Below are 21,521 nucleotides of genomic sequence, written 5' to 3' on the forward strand. Positions count from 1 at the left end.
GTTCGAACGTCAGGAGTACGAGATGAGCGGCAATCCACGCGCACTGACACCTAGCGAACGCGCGTGGATGGATACACGGAGCTACATCCGTGAACACCGGTCCGCCCTCGACGCTGCGGCCGCACAGACCTACCCCGCACTGCGCCGTGTCGCCGACTCGACGCTCCTGGCACGCGAGGAGTGGATTCCTACCACTCCGATTCGGCTGGAAGAGGTCGGGACGGCGCTGGAAGTATCGTCGGTCTCCGAGGCTGCGGGCATCGAGCCGACACTGAGCTCCGCGCTGCCGGTGCGACAGACGGGTGATCCGTATACGAGTTATGCCGAGGCTGTTGGTGAACTGGTCGCGCCGACAATGTTCGAGAATCGGCCGACCTTCCGGCTCGTCCACGCCGACCTCACCGCAGAGAATCCCTCGATGCGATTCGGCCTCGGTTGGTACTTCGACAGCATCAATGTCGGGGAGGCCGCAGCGCACGAATTCGCCTTGGCCGAGCAAGGCCACGACGAGCTATCCGGGGTCCGGGCTACGATCGCCGACCCCTGTGATCCGACGCAACGGCCGGTCAATATGGCCATCAGCACCGTCACCATCCGCCACGATCCGGACACAGTCGGTAAATCGTTCCTGCTGCATTGGCGAGACCCTCGGAAGGTCGGTCATGCCGGCGGGATGTACCAGGTCGTTCCGGTAGGAATCTTTCAACCTTCCGGCTATGCCGAGTGGAACATCGGTAACGATTTCTCGCTGTGGCGCAACATGGTCCGTGAGTTCGCCGAAGAGTTGGGTGGCGCCGACGAAGACCACGGCAGCGAAATCGCTCCGATCGACTATGAGACCTGGGAGTTTGCGCAACGCTTCGACGAGGCTCGGCGGGACGGTTCCGTCGCGGCGTACTGCCTCGGCCTCGGTGTCGACCCGCTGAGCTTCGCGACCGATCTACTTACCGCTGTCATCATCGATGCGCCGGTTTGCGACAACCTCTTCGGTAATGCGCTGGGCAGCAACGCCGAGGGACGCGTCCTCGAATGGCAGCCGTTCACTGCTGAGCATGTGGAGAGTGTCGTCACCGGGCACCAAGTGCAGGCCGCCGGTATTGCCGCGCTGAGGCGGGCGGTCTCGCTGCTGGGCTGACCGGTACAACTGCCAGCTGTACAGCAGACAGTTGTTGGCACCGGTGCCCCTCGTGGCGCGACGCTGCGGGCGTGAAATCTACCGACTATTTGCGGTTGGTCAGTGGGACGTTCGATGCCGACCCGGGTGCGCTTCCGCGGCCCCGAGCCGATCGCGCGGCGCGTGGTGGCTCTTGTTCTGGCTCAGAGGCGTCGAGGTCCGGTCCGGTCGGTCAGTTGCCCAAGGCGATCGGAGTGATCCGGCGAGAGGTGATCGGCCGCGGTGCCGATATTCACCCGCTCGCCGGGCGCCACGGGTATCGGCTGGTGCACAGTGTCGTCCTCGACACCGGGCCGCTGGTTTCGGCTCTGGTCATCGCGCAGCACGTTTATGAGCACAACGCGCTCGCTGTGGTTGTTCCCGGTTTCGAGCACGCCGATCCGGTGCGACACATCATCACCGATCTCGCCGCGCTCATAACACCCGTGTGTGTCTACCCGCGCGGCTACCGGTGGGAGATACCCGAACCGGGAGATCAATGATGAGCGGCGCCGATATCGCCTTGGCGCTACTGGCGCTCGGTCTTATAGCGCTGACCGTGGTGTTGTGCCGACCATAGCCATAAGTACGATCCGCGAGGGCGTTGCGTCGTTACCGCCGCTCACTCCGGTCCCCGACTCGGCTCGGGCTCACGGCGACCCTGCTGGGTCACAACCGGCTCAGGCTCGCGCGGCCAGGAGATCGGCGGTGAGCCGGGCGAGGCGGCGGGCATTGCCGGGATCGAGTGAGGGGAGCGAGAGGTCCAGGGTGCGGCCGCGGTCCACGGCGGTGAGCGGTTCCGCGGGTGGGTTGTCGATGACATCGTGCAGTGGGCGAATCGATTTGCGCACCGGGCGTGCGGCGACCGCGGCGAGGGAGCGGATCGCGGTCCGGGCGAGGACGCCGAGCGCGGAGAGGTCGCCGCTCCTGGTGAAACCCGGGTGGTAGAGGACGACCTTGATCTTGTCGCCGTGCTCCTCGGCAAACGACACACCGAGCAGGTCGTTGGCCCGCCCGGCCTGTAACTGGGCGCCGACCACGCTGTAGCCGCGGGTGAGGTGGGGATCGTCCCAGTGGACCGCGCCCTTCTGCACGCCGACACCGGCGATACTGACGATCACCGGTCGCGCGGCACGTGTCAGCAGTGGAACCAGCTCGTGCGAGAGCAGATACCGGCTCAGGTAGTACAGCGCGAAGGTGTATTCGAAACCCTCGGCCGTTTGGACGCGTTCGGGCATCGGGCGATTCGCGAAGAGCAGGAGCGCGTCCAGGGTGTCGTAGGCCGCGCCGATCTCGCCGACCACCCGTTCCACCTCCGCGACGGAACTCAGGTCGGCGCGGACGACGTGGAGGCGGTCGGCGTCCGCCCCGGCCGCGGCGGTGAGTTGTTCGCCTTTGGCCGGGTTGCTACCGATCGCCACGACCCGGTCACCGCGGGCGAGGCGCTCGAGAGCGATCGCGCGGCCCATGCCGTCCGTGCCGCCGCTGATAAGAATGGTTCTGGACATCACACCTCCGTGGACCCGACTGCTGTACTCATCCTGGGCAGCGGCCACCGGAAGCGAAAGAAGGCACTTTTATGTCCAGTACGCACACGGATGTGCCCTCCATCTCCGCCGCCGCGCTTCCCACGCCGGTACCGCTCGCGGAGCACGAGCTGTGCCCGGTGTCGGGGCTGATGAGTCGTATCGGCGACAAATGGAGCCTGCTGGTGATCGCGCTGCTGGCCGCACGCCGGTACCGCTACAACGAACTGCACCGCTCGATCGAGGGCATCAGCCAGCGCATGCTGACCCGGACCCTGCGCGCGCTCGAGGACGACGGGCTCATCGATCGCGTGGTGTACCCGACGGTTCCGCCGGCCGTGGAATACGGGCTCACTCCGCTGGGGGACACACTGCTGGTCCCGCTTTCGACGCTGGCCGATTGGGCGGTCGACCATGCCGTCGATATCACCGCCGCGCGCGCGGACCGCGCCGGAGGGCGCACGGCCGGCGCGTCCGGGAGAGGGTGATCGGCGACCGAACAGGCCGGTGCGCGGCCCGGGTCCGCTCGGCCGCGTCCGGGATCAGGCCGGGTACCGGTACGCCGGGTAGGTCAGATAGCCCCGGTCACCGCCCTGGAAGTAGGTGTTCTCGTCGGCGGGGGTGATCGGGAGCGCGTTGCGCAGTCGCTCGACGAGGTCGGGGTTGGCGAGGAAGGCGCGGCCGAAGCTGATGAGGTCGGCGCCCAGGCCGAGCCAGCGTTCGGCATCGGCCGGGCCGGCGGGTTTCGGGCCCGACGGATGCACCGGGTTCATGACGAGGGGGCCCGGCCACGCGCGGCGGAGATCGAGGAGCGTCTCGTCGTCGGTGGTGGCCTCCAGATGGATGTAGGCGAGGTCGAGGCCGGCCAGCTCGTCCAGCAGTGCGGCGTAGAGCGCGGGGGTATCGGTTTCCTCGACACCCCAGAAGCCACCGCCGGGGGAGAGGCGGATACCGGTCCGGGAGCCGCCCACCGCCGCGACGGTCGCGGAGACCGCTTCGACGGCGAACCGGATTCGGTTGCGGAGAGAGCCGCCGTAGCGGTCGGTGCGCAGATTGGCGTTCGAGGAGAGGAACTGGGAGATCAGGTAGCCGTTGGCGCCGTGCAGTTCCACACCGTCGAAACCGGCGTCGACGGCGCGGCGGGCCGCGTCGGCATAGGATTCGACGTGCGCGGGGATCTCGGCGGTGTCCAGGGCGCGTGGCACCGGAGCGGGGATACGGCCGGTGGGCGCGAAAACATCACCGACCGCGGCTACGGCCGAAGGGCCGACCGGTTGCAGCCCGGTGGTGTCGGGATGGGAGACCCGTCCGCCGTGCATGATCTGCGCGAAGATCCGTCCGCCGTTGGCGTGCACAGCGGCGGTCACCGGGCGCCAGGAGTCGACGTGTTCGTCGGTGTACAGCCCGGGTGTCCCCGGATTGGATTGACCGACCGCGTTCGGTTGTACCCCTTCGCTCACGATCAGACCGGCGGTCGCCCGCTGCGCGTAGTAGGTCGCCATCGCGGGTGTGGCCAGACCGCCGGTGGCGGCCCGGACCCGCGTCATGGGAGCCATCACCACGCGGTTGGGCAGCGTCAGATCACCGAGTCGGTAGTTGTCGAAAAGGCTGGTCACCTCTGGTCTCCTTCATATTCGGTGTGCCCGGTTCGGGCATATCGGCTACCGTAAAACCTCACATGGATGTCAGAGGCAAGGTCTGTGGCGTGAATCATGTGGGAGGACGCGATGCGCATCGGCGAATTGGCGGCACGCACCGGGGCGAGTATTCGGTCCCTGCGCTACTACGAAGAGCAGGGACTGCTCACCAGCACCCGCAGCGCAAGCGGGCAGCGGCACTACACGGCCGACCAGGTCGAGCGGGTCGAATTCATCCAGCGGATGTACGCCGCGGGACTGTCCAGCCGGACTGTCGCCGAGGTGCTGCCCTGCGTCGAATCGCCGAGCGAGGAAACCTCCGACGCCGCGATGGCACGGATGGAACAGGAACGAGACCGGTTGTCCGCGCATATCGACGAACTGATCCGGACACGCGACGCACTCGACCGGCTCATGGCCGTGAACAGGGAACACCGCGCGAGTCTGCGGCGGGCGTAGTCGAATCGTCTCCGGTCCGGCCGGCAGCCGCCACCGACCGGGTGACTCCCCACGTGACCAACCCGCCGAGCGCGTAGAGCGCACCGGTCAGGCAGGAAGCCTGCCACCCCCATGTCGTGTAGGCCCAGGACGTCGTGATCGCACCCAGGGCCGAGCCGAGGGAGTAGAACGCCATGTAGGCGCCGATAACGCTGCCGGTGCGGTCCGGATGCGCTGCGGTCAGCAGGTGCTGGCTGCTGACATGTACGGCCTGAACGGCGAAGTCGAGCGCGACGATACCGATGACGAGCAGCCACACTGTCGGTTCGGTCCGGGCGATCAGCAGCCAGGACGCGGCCAGTAGGACGAGTGACCAGCCGGTGACCGATTGGGCGCGACCGGAATCGGCCCAGCGGCCGGCCCGGGCGGCTCCGGCGGCTCCGGCGAGCCCGGCCAGGCCGAAGAGCCCGATCTCGGTGGTGCCGAACGTCCAGGGTTGCGCGCCGAGTGGTAGGGCCAGGCCGCTCCACAGGGTTCCGAACGAGGCGAAGACGAAGAAGGTGATGATGCCTCGGCCGAGGAGTAGCGGGTCTTTCGCGGCCGACCACCCCGTGGATTTCAGTACCTGCGGATATCGGCCGCCGGATGATCTGGGGTCGGGCCGGAGTCTCGTCCGGACCGTGACCGCGAGTGCGGCGCAGGCCGCGGCGAGCACGACATAGACGGCGCGCCAGCCGATGGTGTCGCCCAGGAGCCCGGCCAGGACGCGGACTCCGAGGATGCCGATCACCACGCCCGACGTGACCGCGCCGATGTTGCGCCCGCGCTCGTGTGGTGCGGAGATCGCCGCGACGTAGGCGACGGTGACCTGGACGACGACCGCGAACAGGCCGGCGATGGTCAGGCCTGCCACGGCGATGATCCCGTTCGGCGCGATCGCCGCGGTCGCGGCTCCGGCCCCGGTGAGCAGCAGGTGGCCGGTGATGAGCCGCCGGCGATCCAGGATGTCGCCGAGCGGTACCAGCAGGATCAGTCCCGCGAAGTACCCGATCTGCCCGGCCGCGACCAGCCGGCCCAGCGATTCCGGCGCCAGCCCCAGTTCGGCACCGGCTTTTTCGAGAACCGGCTGGATCGCGTAGATCGTGGACACCGCCACGGCGCACACCATGGCCAGGACGAGCCGCGGTGACTTCGCGACATCCATAACCGCCTCCAATTGGTAGCAATATGCAACCATCCGACGGTATGGCAAAATAGTTTCTAAATGCAACCTAATGGTGAGGTGGATCTATGGAACTCGGCGCCGGCCGCGAATGGACCGACCCCACCTGCCCGGTGGCCCGGACGGTCGACCTCGTCGGCGATCGATGGAGCCTGCTCATCGTGCGGGACGCCATGGACGGCGCGGCGTCGTTCACCGAGTTCCGGCAGCGGCTCGGGATCGCCCGCAATATCCTCGCCGACCGGCTCCGCCGGCTCGTCGACAACGGGATCCTGGCCACCAGCACAGCCTCCGGCGGGAAGCGGCACGTCTACGAGCTGACCGCCGCGGGCAAGGATCTGTTCACGACCATCGTGGCGTTGCGGCAGTGGGGCGAGCGTCACGCGTTCACCGCCGGGGAGGCCCGGTCGACACTGACCGACCTCGCCGGTAACGAACTCGCCGAACTCGGCCCGCGCACCCGGGCCGGTCACGAGATCGGTGCGGACACTTCGCGGGTACGACGCCCGGTGACCTGAGTGGGGCCGGGTGGCAGCGCGAGCCGGCCCCGTGCGCGCGAGCTGGGTCCGCTCTCGGGGACCAGAACGGCTGACCCGGCCGGTAACGGCCCGGGCGCCCGCACGATCGCTGTTGCGGGGTTCCGGAGAGAGCTTCGTGCAACAGCCGGCCGCGCTCGGACCGACCCGAATTACCCTGCGCGGGAATCGTGCTGCGGATATCGTGGCCGGATGAGGGGTTCGGTGGGTGAGACGGGGGCCTGATGGTCAGCGGCGCCGCGCGGGCGCTGCAGCAGGTGCTCGCCGCGACGAAAAGGTTCATTGTCGGCAACAGGGACGTGCGGGTATCGGCACTTCTCGGACACGCCGGTAAGTCTCGTGCGGCCGCCGACCGGTTCGAAGGCTTGGATCCACGGCTCGCCGACGGGATCCGCAGCCCCGATTCCCGTGGTACGGACGACGGTCCGACCGGGGAGTACCCGTTGCCGAACCGCGCTGATGTGCCACGGTTCGAGACGACCGGGCTCGGTGACGAGGTCGATCGATTGGCCGCTCTGTCACCGACGCTGCAGCGATTCCTCGGGGAACTTAAGCAGGACGGGTGGACGATCGGGTACCGCGATGTCGGTGGTGGCGCGCATACGAGGCGCAGCGACGCGCGGATCACCGTACACAGCGGCGACCGCGACGATCCGGCAAAGGTCCTCGGCGCGCTGGCGCACGAAGTCGGGCACTCGTATCGTTCGGCCTACGAGCCGCAGCCGGTGCGGTATGACGGGCAGGGCCGTACCCGGTGGGTACGGGCGAGTGCCTTCGAGCATCTGCGGGACGAAGGGGAGGCCGCGCTGGTGGAAACGCAGATCCTGAGGGAGATCGCCGCGGCGGGCGGGCCGAAGTTGCGTACGTCCGGCCGGTTCGGAGACCGATACGAGGATCACTATGACCGGTACCTGCGCGGTGAATTGACCAGAGAAGACGCGCGCGACGAGAACGCCCACTGTTACATGAAGGAATACCGCAGCGGTAGCGAGGAGTCCGGCACGCCGGAGACCTATCTGGCCCATTACGAGGCCATTTACCACAGTGACTTCGACAATGACGAGGCGATGCAGGGGGCGCGGCTCATCTACGGTGAGTAAATGAGTGCAGAGGCGTTACCGGCCGAGCACAACGGCGGCTCAATCCGAAGACGCGTGGCGGTGCAGGGCAACGGTGGTCAGTGTTCTGGACTTCGCCCTGAGATCGAGGAACACCGCCGTGTCGCCGATCTCCTCCCGGAACGATACGACTCCCTCCGGTGGCACATGGGGTTCGAGAGCCATGCCCTTTCTCGGCATGGCGAAGTACCCACGTAGTTCGTCCTCTCGCACGACCACGCCCGCGCGGACCGTCAGCGCTGCCAGGTGCAGCGAGGCCGGCGAATAGGGACGTGGTATCCGCAGGGTGAGGGTTTCGAACGGGCCGATGCTCGGGGATCCGGTGAATTCCCGCATGAAGGCGTTCGAACACAGGATCTCTCGCAACTCGGTCGCACAGGCAGCGGCGACCGTGGAAGGGTCGAACGGTCCGACTGCGGTGAGCAGCCGGTCGACCGATGCCCGGATCGCGTACGCCTGCGACGTATCGGTCATCGAGAGTCCCCTCGGAGGTGTGGAACCGAACCGATATCAGCATCGCGCAACCCGGTCCGGCCCGCTACTGCGAATTTCCTTGCAGGGGACGCCTATCACTGTTCAGGGGGCCGGTGCCGCGCGGAGGGCTTCGAGGATCCGGCGCAGGGAGGCCAGGGTGTCGGACAAGGCGCCGGGGCCGGGGGAGGTGGCGAGCCAGAGGGCGGCTTCGTTCATGGCGCCGGACAGCAGGTGGGTGAGCGGCGGTATGGGCTGGGGCGGGATGACGCCGGCGGCGACCAGTGCGGTGAGGGCTTCTTCGAGGTGGCGGGCGGAGGCGGATTCGTCCATGGCGCGCCATTCCTGCCAGCCGAGGACCGCGGGGCCGTCGATCAGCATGATGCGCTGGATCTCGGGGGTGGTGCAGATGGTCAGGAAGGTTTCGCAGCCGGTGACGAGCTGGGTCCACGGGTCCGATTCGGTGTCCGCGGCGGCGGCGACGCGGTCGCCGACCTCGGCTTGCACGTCCTCCAGGACCGCGCGGAACAGCGTGAGTTTGCTGTCGAAATTATGGTAGAGCGCGCCCTTGGTGACGCCCGCCGCGGTGACGATCTCCGAAAGACCCACGGCGGCATAGCCTTTGGCGGCAAAAAGCTGTCTGCTCTGGTGCAGCAGCGTTGCGCGGGTCTGTTCCCGCTGCTGGGTGCGCAGCGATCCGGCCATCGCGAACCTTCCATTGACATACCGACGGTATGCGACCTAGCCTAGTTCGCATACCGTTGGTATGTGAAATTCGGCGCGAAAGAGGCAGGTATGGCACTCGGCAGCTTCTACCCGGTCATCGGCACCACTCGGATCGCGCAGGCGCGCGATTTCTACACCCGCTGGTTCGGATTCGAGATCGCCTTCGAGGCGGACTGGTACGTCAGCCTGCGGCGGACCGAAGGCGAGCGGTACTACGAGCTGGCGCTGCTCGACCCCACACACCCGACCGTCCCCGCCGACTACCGCAAACCGGTCCAGGGTCTGCTGCTGAACTTCGAGGTCGACGATGTCGACGCCGAATGGGAACGGCTGGTCGTGCGGGGCGGATTGCGGGCCGAACTCGATATCCGCTCGGAGGATTTCGGGCAGCGGCATTTCCTCGTCGCGGATCCGAGCGGCGTGCTGATCGATGTCATCACCGAGATACCGCCCACCGGCGAATACGCCGGACAGTTCGCCGCCGGGGCGGCAGCGGTTTGATGCTCGAGTTCCCGTCGTGGTCCGGGCGCGGCTCGGGCCCGCCGGTCTTGCCGGATGGGCGCACAATGGATCGAATGACATCCGGTGCGCGTACGCAGTTCGACGACCCGGCCGAACTCCGGTCGCGACTGCGGCACGTGTACTGGATCGGTGGGGGGAGCGGCGCCGGGAAGTCGGCCGTCGCGACCGCTGTCGCCGCCCGGCACGGTCTGCGGGTCTACTCGACCGATGACGCCATGGCCGATCACGCGGAGCGCAGCACGCCCGGCGACGCACCGTATCTGTCGGCGTTCCTGGGTATGAGCATGGACGAGCGCTGGGTGCACCGGACCCCGGAGACGATGTTCGAAACGTTCCACTGGTTCCGGGGCGAGGGTTTCGGCGCGATCGTCGACGACCTGCTGGGCATTCCCGAACCTACCGTCGCCGAGGGGTTCCGCCTGCTGCCGCACCTGGTCGCGCCGCTGCTGGCCGAGCCCGCCCGGGCGATCTGGCTGCTGCCGTCACCCCAGTTCCGCCGCGATGTCTTCGCCGGCCGCGGCTGGGAGATCCCGCGCCGGACGAGCGACCCCGCCCGTGCGCGGCACAACTTGCTGCGGCGCGACGAAATGTTCACCGACCACCTGCGTGCCGAAGCGACCTGGCTCGGGCTGCCCATGCTCGAGGTCGACGGATCGACGACCGAGCACGACGCCGCGGACCAGGTGGGACGTGCCTTCGGCCTGTGATCCGCCGCGGCGGTTCGGATCCGGCCGAGATCGATCTTCACGGGGAACGGGGCGGAAGCTTCGGCGACCTGCTCGCATAGGCGGTCGCGGGTCGGCTCGGTGTGATCGGCCGGTCTGATGGATCATGTACGCCGTGAGCGATACCGATCTTGTGGACGTGACCATCAGTGGACCCGACGAAGAATGGCTGGCGGAGTTCACCCACCGGCTCGTCACGGATCGGTTGGCGGCATGCGGGAACATCTTCCCGGATGTGCGATCGATCTATCGATGGGAGGGCGCGGTGGAGGACGCCTCCGAGGCCGTGGTCGTACTGCACACGCGGGCGTCGCTGGTCCCCGCGATCGTCGAACGCGCCAACTCGGAGCACCCGGACGAGGTTCCCCAGGTCGTCGCGGTACCGGTGGCGGGGGTGAACCCCGCCTACGGCCGGTGGATCCTGGACGAGACCGCGAGCTGATGACCGGCGGATACCGCGCCCGGTCCGTCCGGCGCGGTATCCGGGCTCAGCGATGTACCAGGTCGGCGTACTCGGGGTGGGCGCCGATGTAATCGTCGACGTACCAGCAGGTGGCCACGACCTCGAAGCCCGCGGCCCGGGTCTCGTCCAGCGCGTACCCGACCACCTGGCCCGCCACCCCTCGCCCCCGGAACTCGGGGAAGGTGATGGTGTGGTGGAAGTTGCGGACCTTCGGCGATTCCGTCTCCGCGTAGTCGGCATAGCCCGCGAGGGTCCCGTCCAGGTAGATCTCGAAGCGGGTGTCCTCGGCATTGTGTCGCAGTTCGGTACTCACCTTCGGTGAAACGGCGGGCCCGGTGCGGTTTGTTCCGGTGTTCAGAGGACAGCGCCGGGGTTGAGGATGCCGTGGGGGTCGAGGGCAGTCTTGATCCGCCTGGTCAGGTCCATCACCTCGGGGCCCAGCTGATCCGGGAGCCAGGCCTTCTTGAGGCGGCCCACACCGTGTTCGCCGGTGATGGTGCCGCCGAGGGTGATGGCCAGTGCCATGATCTCGCCGAAGGCGCGGTGCGCGCGCTCGGTCTCGTCCGGATCGGACGGATCGTGCACGATCAGCGGATGGGTGTTGCCGTCGCCGGCGTGCGCGATCACCGACACCGTGACGTCGTTGCGTTCGGCGATCTCGGCGATACCGGTCACCAGATCGCCGAGCCGGGGCAGCGGCACCCCGACATCCTCGAGCAGCAGCGGGCCGAGCCGTTCGACCGCGGGGATCGCATAGCGGCGGGCGGCGGTGAACGCTTCGCCCTCCTCCGGGTCGGCGGTGTGGAACGCCTCGGTGGCCCCGGCGGCCCGGCAGGCCTCGAGCATGATCCGGGCCTCCTGCGCGGCGTGGTCGCCGGGCGCGTCGGAGCGGGCCACCAGCAGGGCGGCGGCGTCGCGGTCCAGGCCCATCCGCAGTTCGTCCTCCACCGCGTTGATGGCTACGGAGTCCATGAACTCCAGCATGGCCGGGCGCAGCGCGCCGGTGACGGCGAGAATCGCCTCGGTGGCCGCGGTGAGTGTGGCGAACGAGGCGACCACGGTGCTCTGCGCCGGCTGCGCGGGCAGCAGCCGCAGGGTGAGTTCGGTGATGACCCCGAGGGTGCCCTCGCTGCCGACGAACATCTTGGTCAGCGACAGCCCGGCCGAATCCTTCAGGCGCGGGCCGCCCAGCCGGACCGCGGTGCCGTCGGCGAGCACGACCTCCATGCCCAGGACATAGTCGGTGGTCACGCCGTATTTGACACAGCACAGGCCGCCCGCGTTGGTGGCGGCGTTACCGCCGATCGAGCACATCTCGAACGACGAGGGGTCGGGGGGATACCAGAGCCCGTGTTCGGCGACCGCCCGTTTGACCTCGGCGTTGAGCAACCCGGGGCCGACGACCGCGGTCCGGGTGACCGGGTCGATGGCGATACCGCGCATCCGCTCGGTGCTCAGCACGATTCCGCCGTCCACCGCGGTCGCGCCGCCGGAGAGGCCGGAACCGGCGCCCCGCGGGACCACCGGGACCCGATGCTCGTCGGCCCAGCGCAGCGTCGTGCACACATCGGCGGTTCCGGTGGCGCGGACCACGGCAAGCGGCGTCCCCGCCGCCGGGTCCTTCGCCCAGTCCTGCCGGTACCCGGCGAGGACATCGGGATCGGTGAGCACCGTGCCGGCGGGTAGGAGATCGATCAGTTCACGCAGGTCCACGCCCCAACGCTAACCGCTCGCGGCCCGGATGGGGTCCCGTCCGTTCAGACGGGACCCCCGGTGATCACAGACCGTGGCCGCGGGCGCTGTTCACCGCTTGCGCGAGTTCGGCCTCGGCGGCCGCCGCGAACCCGTCGCGCGCGGCGGCGACCGCGGTATCGAATTCCTCCTCCACGAGATCGGCGTTGATCTGGGCACCGGCCGTCGCACCGGCCGCGGCGGCCGCCCCGACCTGTGCGGACAGATCCGTGACGTTCCCGGCGGCCCAGACCCCCGGCACCTCGGTGCGGCCGGTGGCGTCGCACGGGATGTACCGGCCGAATCCCGCCGGATGCTCGGTGGTCGCCAGGCCCAGACCGGTGAGGAACCCGGCGCGGGCGACCATCCGCGAGCCCACGGCGACGACCTCCCGGGCGACGATGGTGCCGTCGGCGAGCCGGACGCCGGTGATCCGGTCGTCGGTGATCTCGATTCCGGCCACCTCGCCCGGCACCACGCGGACGCCGCGCGCGGCGAGCCGTTCCGCGACTTCCGGTGTGGGATCGGGCTGATCGTGGGTGAAGTAGACGACGTCATCGCTGAGCTGGCGGAACAGCTGGACCTGGTGCAGGGAGATCGGCCCGCGGCTCAGCACGGCGATCGCCCGGTCGCGAACCTCCCAGCCGTGGCAGTACGGGCAGTGCAGCACATCGCGGCCCCAGCGTTCCCGCAGGCCGGGGATCTCGGGCAGTTCGTCGGTCAGCCCGGTGGTCACCAGTAGCCGCCGCGCCCGGACCGCTCGGCCGTCGGCGAGCGTGATCGTGAAACGGTCACCGTCGCGGACCGCGCCGGTGATCTCCCCGGACACCACCCGGCCGCCGTAGCGGCGGATCTCGGCGCGGCCGGTCTCGAGTAGTTCCGCCGGCGGCGTGCCGTCGCGCGCCAGCAGCCCGTGCACGCCGTCGGCGGGGGCGTTGCGCGGTTGTCCCGCATCGATCACCACCACGCTGCGCCGCGACCGGGCCAACATGAGCGCCCCGTTCAGGCCGGCCGCCCCGCCGCCGGCCACCACCACGTCGTAGTCGTTGTCCAGTTCATCGGTCACCATGACCACCTCCTCGGCGCCGACTATCCGTACCTTCGGACCAATTGGCAAACATTTTTGCTGTATTGACAACTCGATGGAGTCGGCGGGACTGCGGGATCCCTCCGAAAATCGCGCCCGAACTGTGGGTTTGCCCCGCGCTCACCTCCCGGACACCTGGTCCTGCGAGGCTGGCGAGCGTGCAGGACCTGGCGACGAGCGCTGATACGTGGGAGATCCGGTTCGCCCGCTGGTGCGCCGCGGTGGTCGCGCGCCTGCCGTGGGGCCTGGACCGCCTCGTCGCTCCCACATTCCTCGGTTTCGCGCTGATCAACAGCTTCACCTTCGGGGTCGATCTACTGATCCTCACCGGGATGCGCAGCGGACTCGGGTTACCGGGATGGTTGTCGGTATCGGTCGGCTACGTCTGCGCCTTCGCGCTGGCGTTCTATCTCAACCGGCGGTTGAACTTCCGCTCCCACGCTCCGGCGGGACGGCAGGCGATGGTCTACACGGTCGTCGTGCTGATCAACTACCTCGCCTTCATCCTGGGCGTCGGCGCCGGACTGGCCGCGCTCGGTGTGCAGTACCACCTGTCGCGGATGCTGGCCGGGGCATGCGAGGCGGTGTACATGTACTCGGCCATGCGCTGGGTGGTCTTCCGGCGCCCCTGACCGCCGATCAGCCCGTGTACACCCGGGTTTCGTCTCCGTCGCGGACCACGACATCGGCATCGGTGAGCGCCCAGTGCGGGGTGCCCGCCACCCGGAGGCGGTCGGCGAGGGCGTTACCCGTCCGTTCGGGGTCGGTGGGTGAGTCCAGATGCGGCACGATCGGACGATCGACCACCCCCAGACCCGTCCAGATCGGATCGATACCGCAGGCCGGCCGTACCTCGGCGGGGTCGTCGGCGGTCTCCAGACCGTGCAGGTCCGGGCTCAGTACACAGGCGCCCGCGCTGTAACCCGCGTAGACGACCGAATCCGACGCCAGCAATTCCGGGATCACCCGGTCCGCACCGCTCCGTGCGAACTGGGCGCGCAGGACGAAGGTGTTGCCCCCGCGGACCCAGAGGACGGGGAACCGGGCCAGCCGTCGGCGCAAATTCTCCGGACGCCCGGCGTATTCGCGCAGATCCACCTCCTCGGGCCGGAACCCGAGTGTGCGCAGCGGTGTCAGTTCGCTGGTCAGTGCGGCGGCCCGGCCCCGCGGCCAGGAGTCGAAGGCATTGGCGATCACCGCGACCGGGCCCGGTGCACCGACCAGCGAAGCGAAGACGTCGTAATGAGCGCCGAACCGGTAGCTCGCCAGGAACAGCCGCATCTCAGATGGTGAACGCCAGATTCCGGACCAGCTGCCGGCCCAGATCCGCGTTCCCGTGGAAGGTGATCCGGCCCAGTGCCGAGTCGGCGGCCACCCGGCCGCCGCCGAGCCGCACCAGCAGACCGGAGTCCAGTTCCAGTGTGACGGTGGGTTCGGTGGCGGGCGCGTCCACATAGCGGGCCCGGTCACCGACCTCGATGTGCAGGGTCCGCGCGAGCGGACCGGTGAGCGCGAGGGTGATCAGCGAACCGACCGGCGCCTTACCGCGTTTCGCGACCACCCGGGGCAGCGACTGCGCGAACTCGGCGAAGGCGAGTTCGCCGCGCGGACCGCCCTCATCGATCCGTTTCCCGAGCGCGTCGGCGATATCGAGTTCGTGCATCCAGCAGTCGAACAACCGCACCCGCATGAACCGCGCGTAGGGCACCTCGCCGATGGGGGACGGTGACGGTGCCGACCACGCCGCGTCGTCCATGGCGGTGAGCGCGGCCCGGCGGCGGCCGATCACGTCGCGGTACAGGTCGAGCAGTTCGGTGCCCGCGCGCGGCCGCAGCCGCTGCACCCAGATCTCGTTGAGTGCGCCGATCTCGTTGCGCACGTGCGGCAGAGTCTGCACGTCGATATCGGGCGCCTGCGGATCACGTGCCGGGGGCTTGTCCCCGAGCAGCAGCGATTCGGTGCCGATCACATGGCTCAGCACATCGAACACGGTCCACCCCGGTAGGGGTGAGGGCGTCCGCCACTGCTCCTCGTCGAGGCCTGCGACCAGTTCGGCGAGGGCGTCGAACTGGTCGGACAACCGCGCGGTGAGTTCGGGACGGTCGAGGGTGTCAATCATTCGGTTCTCCTTCGAAGCCGGTACCTGCGTGCCGCGGAGCCGACGTGCCGGCCGAGGGATCGCATCATCGGCAGTGCCCTCCGTGGGCTGATCGGAATTCGTACGGGCCCGGGATCAGGTGCCGTCGGGTCGCAGGGCGGCCAGGTCCGCGCGGAGCGTGGCGGCGACGCGGTCCGGTTCGTGCGAGCGGCGCAGCAGGAGTCCGGTCGCGAACCGGAACTTGTCGCCGTGGCTGCGGGGGATCACGTGCAGATGGACGTGCGCGACCGTCTGGAACGCGGCCTTGCCATCGTTGATCAGCAGATTCGCACCGTCGGCGGCGAACCCGGGGCCCTGCACCGCCCGGGCGATGAGATGGCCGACCCGGAACAGATCCACCCCGGTCTCGGCATCCAGTTCGGACAGGTCGGTGGCATGACGTTTCGGGATCACCAGCGTGTGCCCACGGGTGATCGGCCGGATATCCAGGAACGCGGTCACCGTATCGTCCTCGTACACCCGGTGGGCCGGTGCGGTACCGGCCACGATCCCGCAGAAAACGCAGTCGCTCACACGGCGCACTCTACGGCGTAAGGGTGCCGCGGGTCCCGGAGTGGGCGTCGACTTGGCAAACTTTTCAAACTCCCGGGCATGCTTCGGCGGATATATCCCGCCATCAGGCTTTACCGATGCGAAGACATCCGGCTGTCGACTCGGAATGTGACGGGCATCTCAGCTAATCTCACTGCGGCCGATGTACGGTTGCCAGGATTTCGGGCGGTGGTGTCCCAGGACACCTCCGCCCGGCGCCGTTGATCGGCGGCCGAAACACCAGGAGAGGGAAGCAGACAAGTGGAGACAACGCAGGCCGTGAGCGATTCGTCGCCGCGCGGGGCGCGTGTCGGTGTCGTTCGCGAATCCGCCGCGGGCGAGCGGCGGGTCGCCTTGGTTCCGAAGATCATTCCCACGCTGGTGAAGCAGGGCGTGGAAGTCGTGGTCGAGGCCGGAGCCGGAGCGGGCGCGCTCATTCCCGATACCGCCTACGAAGAAGCCGGTGCGAAGATCGGTGACCCCTGGTCGGCCGATGTGGTCGTCAAGGTGGCCCCGCCCAGCGATGCCGAGGTGGGCAAACTGTCCTCGGGACAGACGCTCATCGGATTCCTCGCCCCGCGCAACGCCGACAACCAGATCGACGCGCTGAAGAAGGCCGGGGTGCAGGCGTTCGCGGTGGAGGCCATCCCGCGGATCTCGCGCGCCCAGGTGATGGACGCGCTCTCCTCGCAGGCCAATGTCGCCGGGTACAAGGCGGTACTGCTGGCAGCGTCGGAATCGACCCGCTTCTTCCCGATGCTCACCACCGCCGCCGGCACCGTGAAACCGGCGACCGTGCTGGTGCTCGGCGTCGGTGTGGCCGGCCTGCAGGCACTGGCCACCGCGAAACGCCTGGGCGGCCGGACCACCGGCTACGACGTGCGCCCCGAGGTCGCCGACCAGGTGCGTTCGGTGGGCGCCCAGTGGCTCGATCTCGGTATCGACGCCGCCGGTGAGGGCGGCTACGCCCGCGAACTCACCGACGAGGAGAAGGACAAACAGCAGCAGGCGCTCGAGGACGCCATCAAGGGTTTCGACGTGGTGATCACCACCGCGCTCGTACCCGGTCGTCCGGCGCCGCGGCTGGTGACCGCAGGTGCGGTGGCCGGTATGAAGCCGGGCAGTGTCATCGTGGATCTCGCCGGGGAGACCGGTGGCAACTGCGAACTCACCGAACCGGGCCAGATCGTGGTGAAGCACGATGTGACGATCTGCTCGCCGCTGAACCTGCCCGCCACGATGCCCGAGCACGCCAGCGAGCTGTACTCGAAGAACATCTCCGCGCTGCTGGAACTCATGCTCGCCGAGGGCGAACTGAAACCCGATTTCTCCGATCAGGTACTGGCCGATTCCTGCGTCACCCGTGACGCCGAACCGACAGCGAAGGCCGAATGATGTACACCGAACTGCTGGCGAATATCGCGATTCTGGTGCTGTCCGGTTTCGTGGGTTTCGCGGTGATCTCCAAGGTCCCCAACACCCTGCACACGCCGCTGATGTCGGGTACCAACGCCATCCACGGCATCGTGGTGCTGGGCGCGCTGGTCACCCTCGGGCGGATGGAGGACCCCTCCCTCGGGGTGCAGGTCATCCTCTTCGTGGCCGTCGTGTTCGGAACACTCAACGTGATCGGCGGTTTCGTGGTCACCGACCGGATGCTGGGCATGTTCAAAGGCAAGAAGCCCGCCGCGGGTGCCGAGAAGGCAGGTAAGTGACCCATGGACAATCTGGTCGATATTCTCTACATCCTGTCCTTCGCCCTGTTCATCTACGGTTTGATGGGGCTGACCGGCCCGAAGACCGCGGTCCGCGGCAACTGGATCGCGGCGGCCGGTATGGCGATCGCGGTGATCGCCACCCTGATCGCCGTCCGTGACACCACCAACTGGATTCTGATCGTCGCGGGCCTCGTCGTGGGTGTGGTGCTGGGCGTGCCGCCCGCGCGCTATACCAAGATGACCGCCATGCCCCAGCTGGTGGCGGCGTTCAACGGCGTCGGCGGCGGTACGGTCGCCCTCATCGCCTGGGCCGAATTCATCGACACCACCGGCTTCTCGGCCTTCCATCACGGCGAGGAACCGACGGTGCACATCATCGTGGGTTCGCTGTTCGCCGCGATCATCGGTTCGATCTCGTTCTGGGGTTCGCTGATCGCGTTCGGGAAGCTGCAGGAGATCCTGCCCGGCCGCCCGATCGGTCTCGGCAAACTACAGCAGGTGGTGAATCTGCTGCTGCTGGTGGCCGCGGTCGCGGCGGCGGTCGTCATCGGGCTCGGTGCGTCCGACGGCGGCGTCTCGCAGTGGTGGATGGTCGGCCTGCTGCTGGCCGCCGGGGTGCTGGGCCTGATGGTGGTGCTGCCGATCGGCGGCGCCGATATGCCCGTGGTGATCTCGCTGCTCAACGCGCTCACCGGCCTGTCGGCGGCGGCGGCCGGTCTGGCGCTGAACAACACCGCGATGATCGTGGCCGGCATGATCGTCGGCGCGTCCGGCACCATCCTGACCAACTTGATGGCCAAGGCGATGAACCGGTCCATCCCGGCCATCGTGGCGGGCGGTTTCGGTGGCGGCGGCGCGGTCGCCGCATCCGGTGGCGGCGAACAGAAACAGGCCAAGGCCACCTCGGCGGCCGACGCGGCGATCCAGATGGCCTACGCCAACCAGGTGATCGTGGTGCCCGGCTACGGTATGGCCGTCGCCCAGGCCCAGCACGCGGTCAAGGAGATGGCGGGACTGCTCGAAGCCAAGGGCGTCGAGGTCAAATACGCCATCCATCCGGTGGCGGGCCGGATGCCCGGGCATATGAACGTACTGCTGGCCGAGGCCGAGGTCTCCTACGACGCCATGAAGGAAATGGACGATATCAACGGCGAATTCGGCCGCACCGATGTCGCCCTGGTAATCGGCGCCAACGATGTCACCAACCCGGCCGCCCGCGAGGATTCGGCCAGCCCGATCTACGGTATGCCGGTCCTCAATGTCGACCAGGCCAAATCGGTGATCGTGCTGAAGCGTTCGATGAACAGCGGTTTCGCCGGTATCGACAATCCGCTGTTCTACTCCGACCACACCTCGATGCTCTTCGGAGACGCGAAGAAGTCGGTCGGCGCGGTCACCGAGGAACTGAAGGCTCTGTAACCGCACGGTAGTCGCCACGGCCCCGGGTGGGTTCACCACCGCGCCCGGGGCCGTTGTGCTGTGTACGGTCGGCCGACGGCGAGTGTCGGAGCGAAACTGCTGCAGCTCCGTTGGATCATCCGACCGCCGATCTGGTTGTTCCGGGCCCGGCCGGGTTACCTGTTCGGTGGCCGGCTCCTGCTGCTGGAACATTTCGGCCGCAAGTCCGGCGCCACGCGCTGGGTGGTACTGGAGACGGTGCACCGGTCGAGTTGTCGCTGCGCTCCTGAGCCCTCCGGCGCGGGCTCGGATCACGGTTCACCGGTGATTCGCGGAAAACGGGTGGACGCCGCCGTGACGGTGGGCAGATCATGGTCGGCGATGCCAGAACGCAACGAACCCCTGCGCTTGATCGAGTTCGACAGCACCACTACCGAACCCGCCGACGCCCTCCCGTGGTCGGCCGTCCTCGATTCCTATTCCACCCCGCGTGACCTGCTGGACATGCTGGCGCTCAGCCTCTTCGGCCGGGGTGTGCAGCCCTTTTACCGGAAGAGTCAGCTGGAGCGGGTGCGGGCCGACGCGCCGTTGCGCCCGCCGGGTTCGGTGATCGCGCGACAGGTGGTCGAGGCCGACGCGCTGTCCATCCTCGTGCTCGGGGACGGCTGGGCATTGCGCGCCGATCGGTGGGCGGACAAATCGGCCACCGTGGAAGTGACCGCGATCAACGACGAACTGGCCGAACGCATAGTCGCGGAAGCGACTCGCGGCGCCGAGGAGGCGGCTCCCGCCGACCTGGCCTCGGTGAAGATGGGGTTCTGGCACCAGAGCGACCGCGGGGCCACCCGGCGGGTCCTCACCGTCACCACGCCGGAGTGGCCGGAGATCCGGGGGAACTACAGCGCAACCGTGGCCGGTGCTCTGGATCGCCTGATGGCTCTGCGCCCGGCCGACATTCGCGGCCGGCTGCTTCTGCTGCACGGTCCGCCCGGAACCGGCAAGACCACCGCACTGCGGGCACTGGCCAGATCGTGGTCCGAATGGTGTCAGGCCGATTGTGTACTCGATCCCGAGATGCTGTTCGCCAAGCCCGGGTATCTGATGCGTGCGGCGATGGGCGCCGAAGGCGAGGACGAGCAAGCCGACCGCTGGCGGCTGCTGATCCTGGAGGATTGCGACGAGCTCATCCACGCGGAGGCGAAAAGCTCCTCAGGACAAGGGCTTTCCCGGTTGCTCAACCTCACCGACGGGATGCTGGGGCAGAGTCGCGATGTGCTGGTGGCGATCAGCACCAACGAGGATCTGTCGCGACTGCACCCCGCGGTCACCCGGCCCGGGCGCTGTCTGGCCCAATTGGAGATCGGGAAGCTGTCGGCCGCCGAAGCCCGGACCTGGTTGGGCGATCACCCCGCCGCCGGGTTCGCCACGGAGTCGACGCTCGCGGAACTGGTCGCGCTCCGCGACGGCCGGGGGGATATCGCGGTCACCGCGGCTGCCCCCGATTCCGGGATGTACCTGTAGTTCCGCGAAACGCTGTGTCCGAGAACAGGGGCGAGCCGGGCCGGCCGGGGTGAACCGCTGCGCCCTGGCCAGAGCGAAACGCGAGCTCTGGCCAGGGCGCGGTGCGATGTCGACTCCGGCCGGTCCGGACCGCGGCCGGCCTATCAGATCTCGGGTGGCGCGACGTAGGTGAAGGCACCGGTCGCGGTAGCGCTACCACCGCTGGTGGTGACGACCACGTTCACCGCGCCGGCAGCCCTTGGCGGCGTCACCGCCGTAACCTGCATATCGGATATGACGGTGAACGCTGCCGGCACGCCGCCGAAGGTAACCGACTGGGTGGTGGTCAGCGCAGCGCCGGGAATGGACACCGAAGTCCCACCGGCAGTCGGTCCGGCGGCGGGGGAGGGCGACCCGATCGTGGGCACCGCGACGTAGGTGTAGGCGACTCCGTTGCTGGTGCCACCCACGGTGGTGACCGTGATCTGCACGGTGCCGGTCCCGGCCGGCGCGACCGCCGTGATCTGCGTGCCGGAGACGACGGTGAACGAGGTCGCCGGTGTGGCGCCGAAGGTGACCGCGGTGGCTCCGCTGAGGTCGGCCCCTACGAGGGTGACCGTGGTGCCGCCCGCCACCGGCCCGGCGGTCGGACTGACGGACATCAGCGCGGGGACCGCGATGTAGGTGTAGATCAGACCGTTGCTGGTACCACCCGCGGTGGTGACGGTGACCAGTACCGCCCCCGTTCCGGATGGGGCGACGGCGGTGATCTGGGTGCCGGAGTTCACGGTGAAGCCGGTGGCGGGGGTGGCGCCGAAAGTGACCGCGGTGGCCCCGCCGAGGCCGGTGCCGGTGAGGGTG

Annotated in this window: 26 protein-coding genes; 14 read left to right on the top strand and 12 right to left on the bottom strand. The window is 68.3% G+C overall.

Going from position 1 to position 21,521, the window contains the following annotated elements:
• Positions 1-22 precede the first annotated feature (22 nt).
• Complete coding sequence (locus NF4_RS15460; protein ID WP_063128042.1) at positions 23-1,135, top strand: hypothetical protein; 1,113 nt, start codon at positions 23-25, stop codon at positions 1,133-1,135.
• A 215-nt stretch (positions 1,136-1,350) separates the two neighbouring features.
• The gene (locus NF4_RS15465; protein ID WP_063128043.1) at positions 1,351-1,656 is read left to right on the top strand and encodes a hypothetical protein; all 306 of its coding nucleotides are present in this window, start codon (positions 1,351-1,353) and stop codon (positions 1,654-1,656) included.
• Between the two features lie 177 nt (positions 1,657-1,833).
• Here NF4_RS15465 and NF4_RS15470 read toward each other — a convergent pair whose 3' ends face one another.
• Entirely contained in the window at positions 1,834-2,661 is an 828-nt protein-coding gene (locus NF4_RS15470; protein ID WP_063128044.1) for an SDR family NAD(P)-dependent oxidoreductase, read from the bottom strand.
• A gap of 71 nt (positions 2,662-2,732) precedes the next feature.
• On the opposite strand from NF4_RS15470, the gene NF4_RS15475 reads away from it, so the two are divergent.
• Positions 2,733-3,167, top strand: a complete 435-nt coding sequence (locus NF4_RS15475) for a winged helix-turn-helix transcriptional regulator (protein WP_063128045.1) — start codon at positions 2,733-2,735, stop codon at positions 3,165-3,167.
• Between the two features lie 54 nt (positions 3,168-3,221).
• Here NF4_RS15475 and NF4_RS15480 read toward each other — a convergent pair whose 3' ends face one another.
• The gene (locus NF4_RS15480; RefSeq protein ID WP_063128046.1) at positions 3,222-4,295 is read right to left on the bottom strand and encodes an alkene reductase; all 1,074 of its coding nucleotides are present in this window, start codon (positions 4,293-4,295) and stop codon (positions 3,222-3,224) included.
• 111 nt (positions 4,296-4,406) lie between these two features.
• Between NF4_RS15480 and NF4_RS15485 the strand changes: the two genes are divergently transcribed.
• The gene (locus NF4_RS15485) at positions 4,407-4,775 is read left to right on the top strand and encodes a MerR family transcriptional regulator (RefSeq protein WP_063128064.1); all 369 of its coding nucleotides are present in this window, start codon (positions 4,407-4,409) and stop codon (positions 4,773-4,775) included.
• Here NF4_RS15485 and NF4_RS15490 read toward each other — a convergent pair.
• Positions 4,729-5,958 carry an MFS transporter gene (locus NF4_RS15490; RefSeq protein WP_063128047.1) on the bottom strand — a complete coding sequence of 410 codons (1,230 nt, stop codon included), beginning with the start codon at positions 5,956-5,958 and terminating at the stop codon, positions 4,729-4,731. The two genes, NF4_RS15485 and NF4_RS15490, sit on opposite strands and share 47 nt — an antisense overlap.
• 86 nt (positions 5,959-6,044) lie before the next feature.
• Between NF4_RS15490 and NF4_RS15495 the strand changes: the two genes are divergently transcribed.
• Both NF4_RS15495 and NF4_RS15500 read left to right on the top strand, forming a co-directional pair.
• Positions 6,045-6,494, top strand: coding sequence for a winged helix-turn-helix transcriptional regulator (locus tag NF4_RS15495; RefSeq protein WP_063128048.1), 450 nt, complete (start codon positions 6,045-6,047; stop codon positions 6,492-6,494).
• 242 nt (positions 6,495-6,736) lie between these two features.
• The gene (locus NF4_RS15500) at positions 6,737-7,612 is read left to right on the top strand and encodes a hypothetical protein (RefSeq protein WP_063128049.1); all 876 of its coding nucleotides are present in this window, start codon (positions 6,737-6,739) and stop codon (positions 7,610-7,612) included.
• A 39-nt stretch (positions 7,613-7,651) separates the two neighbouring features.
• On the opposite strand, the gene NF4_RS15505 is transcribed toward NF4_RS15500, so the two are convergent.
• Positions 7,652-8,104 (bottom strand): hypothetical protein, encoded by a 453-nt coding sequence (locus NF4_RS15505; protein ID WP_063128050.1) that lies wholly within the window; start codon positions 8,102-8,104, stop codon positions 7,652-7,654.
• A gap of 102 nt (positions 8,105-8,206) precedes the next feature.
• The gene (locus NF4_RS15510) at positions 8,207-8,806 is read right to left on the bottom strand and encodes a TetR/AcrR family transcriptional regulator (protein WP_063128051.1); all 600 of its coding nucleotides are present in this window, start codon (positions 8,804-8,806) and stop codon (positions 8,207-8,209) included.
• Between the two features lie 63 nt (positions 8,807-8,869).
• Here NF4_RS15510 and NF4_RS15515 point away from each other — a divergent pair, with 63 nt between their 5' ends.
• The 3 genes from NF4_RS15515 to cutA all read left to right on the top strand — a co-directional run bounded on the left by NF4_RS15515 (position 8,870) and on the right by cutA (position 10,516).
• Positions 8,870-9,328 (top strand): VOC family protein, encoded by a 459-nt coding sequence (locus NF4_RS15515; protein ID WP_439956757.1) that lies wholly within the window; start codon positions 8,870-8,872, stop codon positions 9,326-9,328.
• 74 nt (positions 9,329-9,402) lie between these two features.
• Positions 9,403-10,056, top strand: a complete 654-nt coding sequence (locus NF4_RS15520) for a hypothetical protein (RefSeq protein ID WP_063128053.1) — start codon at positions 9,403-9,405, stop codon at positions 10,054-10,056.
• A 133-nt stretch (positions 10,057-10,189) separates the two neighbouring features.
• On the top strand, positions 10,190-10,516 hold the full coding sequence (cutA, locus tag NF4_RS15525; protein ID WP_232330486.1) for a divalent-cation tolerance protein CutA: 327 nt from the start codon (positions 10,190-10,192) through the stop codon (positions 10,514-10,516).
• Between the two features lie 46 nt (positions 10,517-10,562).
• Here cutA and NF4_RS15530 read toward each other — a convergent pair whose 3' ends face one another.
• The 3 genes from NF4_RS15530 to NF4_RS15540 all read right to left on the bottom strand — a co-directional run bounded on the left by NF4_RS15530 (position 10,563) and on the right by NF4_RS15540 (position 13,337).
• On the bottom strand, positions 10,563-10,850 hold the full coding sequence (locus tag NF4_RS15530) for a GNAT family N-acetyltransferase (RefSeq protein ID WP_063128055.1): 288 nt from the start codon (positions 10,848-10,850) through the stop codon (positions 10,563-10,565).
• A gap of 41 nt (positions 10,851-10,891) precedes the next feature.
• A complete protein-coding gene (locus tag NF4_RS15535; protein WP_063128056.1) occupies positions 10,892-12,250 on the bottom strand; it encodes an FAD-binding oxidoreductase in 1,359 nt (452 codons plus the stop codon).
• A 64-nt stretch (positions 12,251-12,314) separates the two neighbouring features.
• Positions 12,315-13,337: an NAD(P)/FAD-dependent oxidoreductase gene (locus tag NF4_RS15540; RefSeq protein ID WP_063128057.1), complete on the bottom strand. Its 1,023-nt coding sequence runs from the start codon at positions 13,335-13,337 to the stop codon at positions 12,315-12,317.
• A 176-nt stretch (positions 13,338-13,513) separates the two neighbouring features.
• On the opposite strand from NF4_RS15540, the gene NF4_RS15545 reads away from it, so the two are divergent.
• Positions 13,514-13,987 carry a GtrA family protein gene (locus tag NF4_RS15545; RefSeq protein WP_063128058.1) on the top strand — a complete coding sequence of 158 codons (474 nt, stop codon included), beginning with the start codon at positions 13,514-13,516 and terminating at the stop codon, positions 13,985-13,987.
• Between the two features lie 7 nt (positions 13,988-13,994).
• On the opposite strand, the gene NF4_RS15550 is transcribed toward NF4_RS15545, so the two are convergent.
• The 3 genes from NF4_RS15550 to NF4_RS15560 all read right to left on the bottom strand — a co-directional run bounded on the left by NF4_RS15550 (position 13,995) and on the right by NF4_RS15560 (position 16,026).
• Positions 13,995-14,636: a Type 1 glutamine amidotransferase-like domain-containing protein gene (locus NF4_RS15550; protein ID WP_063128059.1), complete on the bottom strand. Its 642-nt coding sequence runs from the start codon at positions 14,634-14,636 to the stop codon at positions 13,995-13,997.
• A 1-nt stretch (position 14,637) separates the two neighbouring features.
• Positions 14,638-15,474, bottom strand: a complete 837-nt coding sequence (locus tag NF4_RS15555; protein WP_063128060.1) for a maleylpyruvate isomerase family mycothiol-dependent enzyme — start codon at positions 15,472-15,474, stop codon at positions 14,638-14,640.
• Positions 15,475-15,588: 114 nt separating this feature from the next.
• A complete protein-coding gene (locus tag NF4_RS15560; RefSeq protein WP_063128065.1) occupies positions 15,589-16,026 on the bottom strand; it encodes an HIT family protein in 438 nt (145 codons plus the stop codon).
• Between the two features lie 297 nt (positions 16,027-16,323).
• Between NF4_RS15560 and NF4_RS15565 the strand changes: the two genes are divergently transcribed.
• The 4 genes from NF4_RS15565 to NF4_RS15580 all read left to right on the top strand — a co-directional run bounded on the left by NF4_RS15565 (position 16,324) and on the right by NF4_RS15580 (position 20,681).
• Positions 16,324-17,439: a Re/Si-specific NAD(P)(+) transhydrogenase subunit alpha gene (locus tag NF4_RS15565; protein ID WP_439956758.1), complete on the top strand. Its 1,116-nt coding sequence runs from the start codon at positions 16,324-16,326 to the stop codon at positions 17,437-17,439.
• Positions 17,439-17,759: an NAD(P) transhydrogenase subunit alpha part 2 gene (locus tag NF4_RS15570; RefSeq protein WP_030522455.1), complete on the top strand. Its 321-nt coding sequence runs from the start codon at positions 17,439-17,441 to the stop codon at positions 17,757-17,759. Before NF4_RS15565 ends, NF4_RS15570 begins: the two co-directional genes overlap by 1 nt.
• Positions 17,760-17,762: 3 nt before the next feature.
• The gene (locus NF4_RS15575; RefSeq protein ID WP_063128062.1) at positions 17,763-19,181 is read left to right on the top strand and encodes an NAD(P)(+) transhydrogenase (Re/Si-specific) subunit beta; all 1,419 of its coding nucleotides are present in this window, start codon (positions 17,763-17,765) and stop codon (positions 19,179-19,181) included.
• Between the two features lie 360 nt (positions 19,182-19,541).
• Positions 19,542-20,681 (top strand): DUF5925 domain-containing protein, encoded by a 1,140-nt coding sequence (locus NF4_RS15580; RefSeq protein WP_063128066.1) that lies wholly within the window; start codon positions 19,542-19,544, stop codon positions 20,679-20,681.
• A 143-nt stretch (positions 20,682-20,824) separates the two neighbouring features.
• Here NF4_RS15580 and NF4_RS15585 read toward each other — a convergent pair.
• Positions 20,825-21,521 (bottom strand): IPT/TIG domain-containing protein (locus NF4_RS15585; RefSeq protein ID WP_063128063.1); only part of this gene is annotated, 697 nt, incomplete at its 5' end.

Source organism: Nocardia fusca NBRC 14340 (genome assembly GCF_001618425.1).
Lineage (GTDB): Bacteria > Actinomycetota > Actinomycetes > Mycobacteriales > Mycobacteriaceae > Nocardia > Nocardia fusca.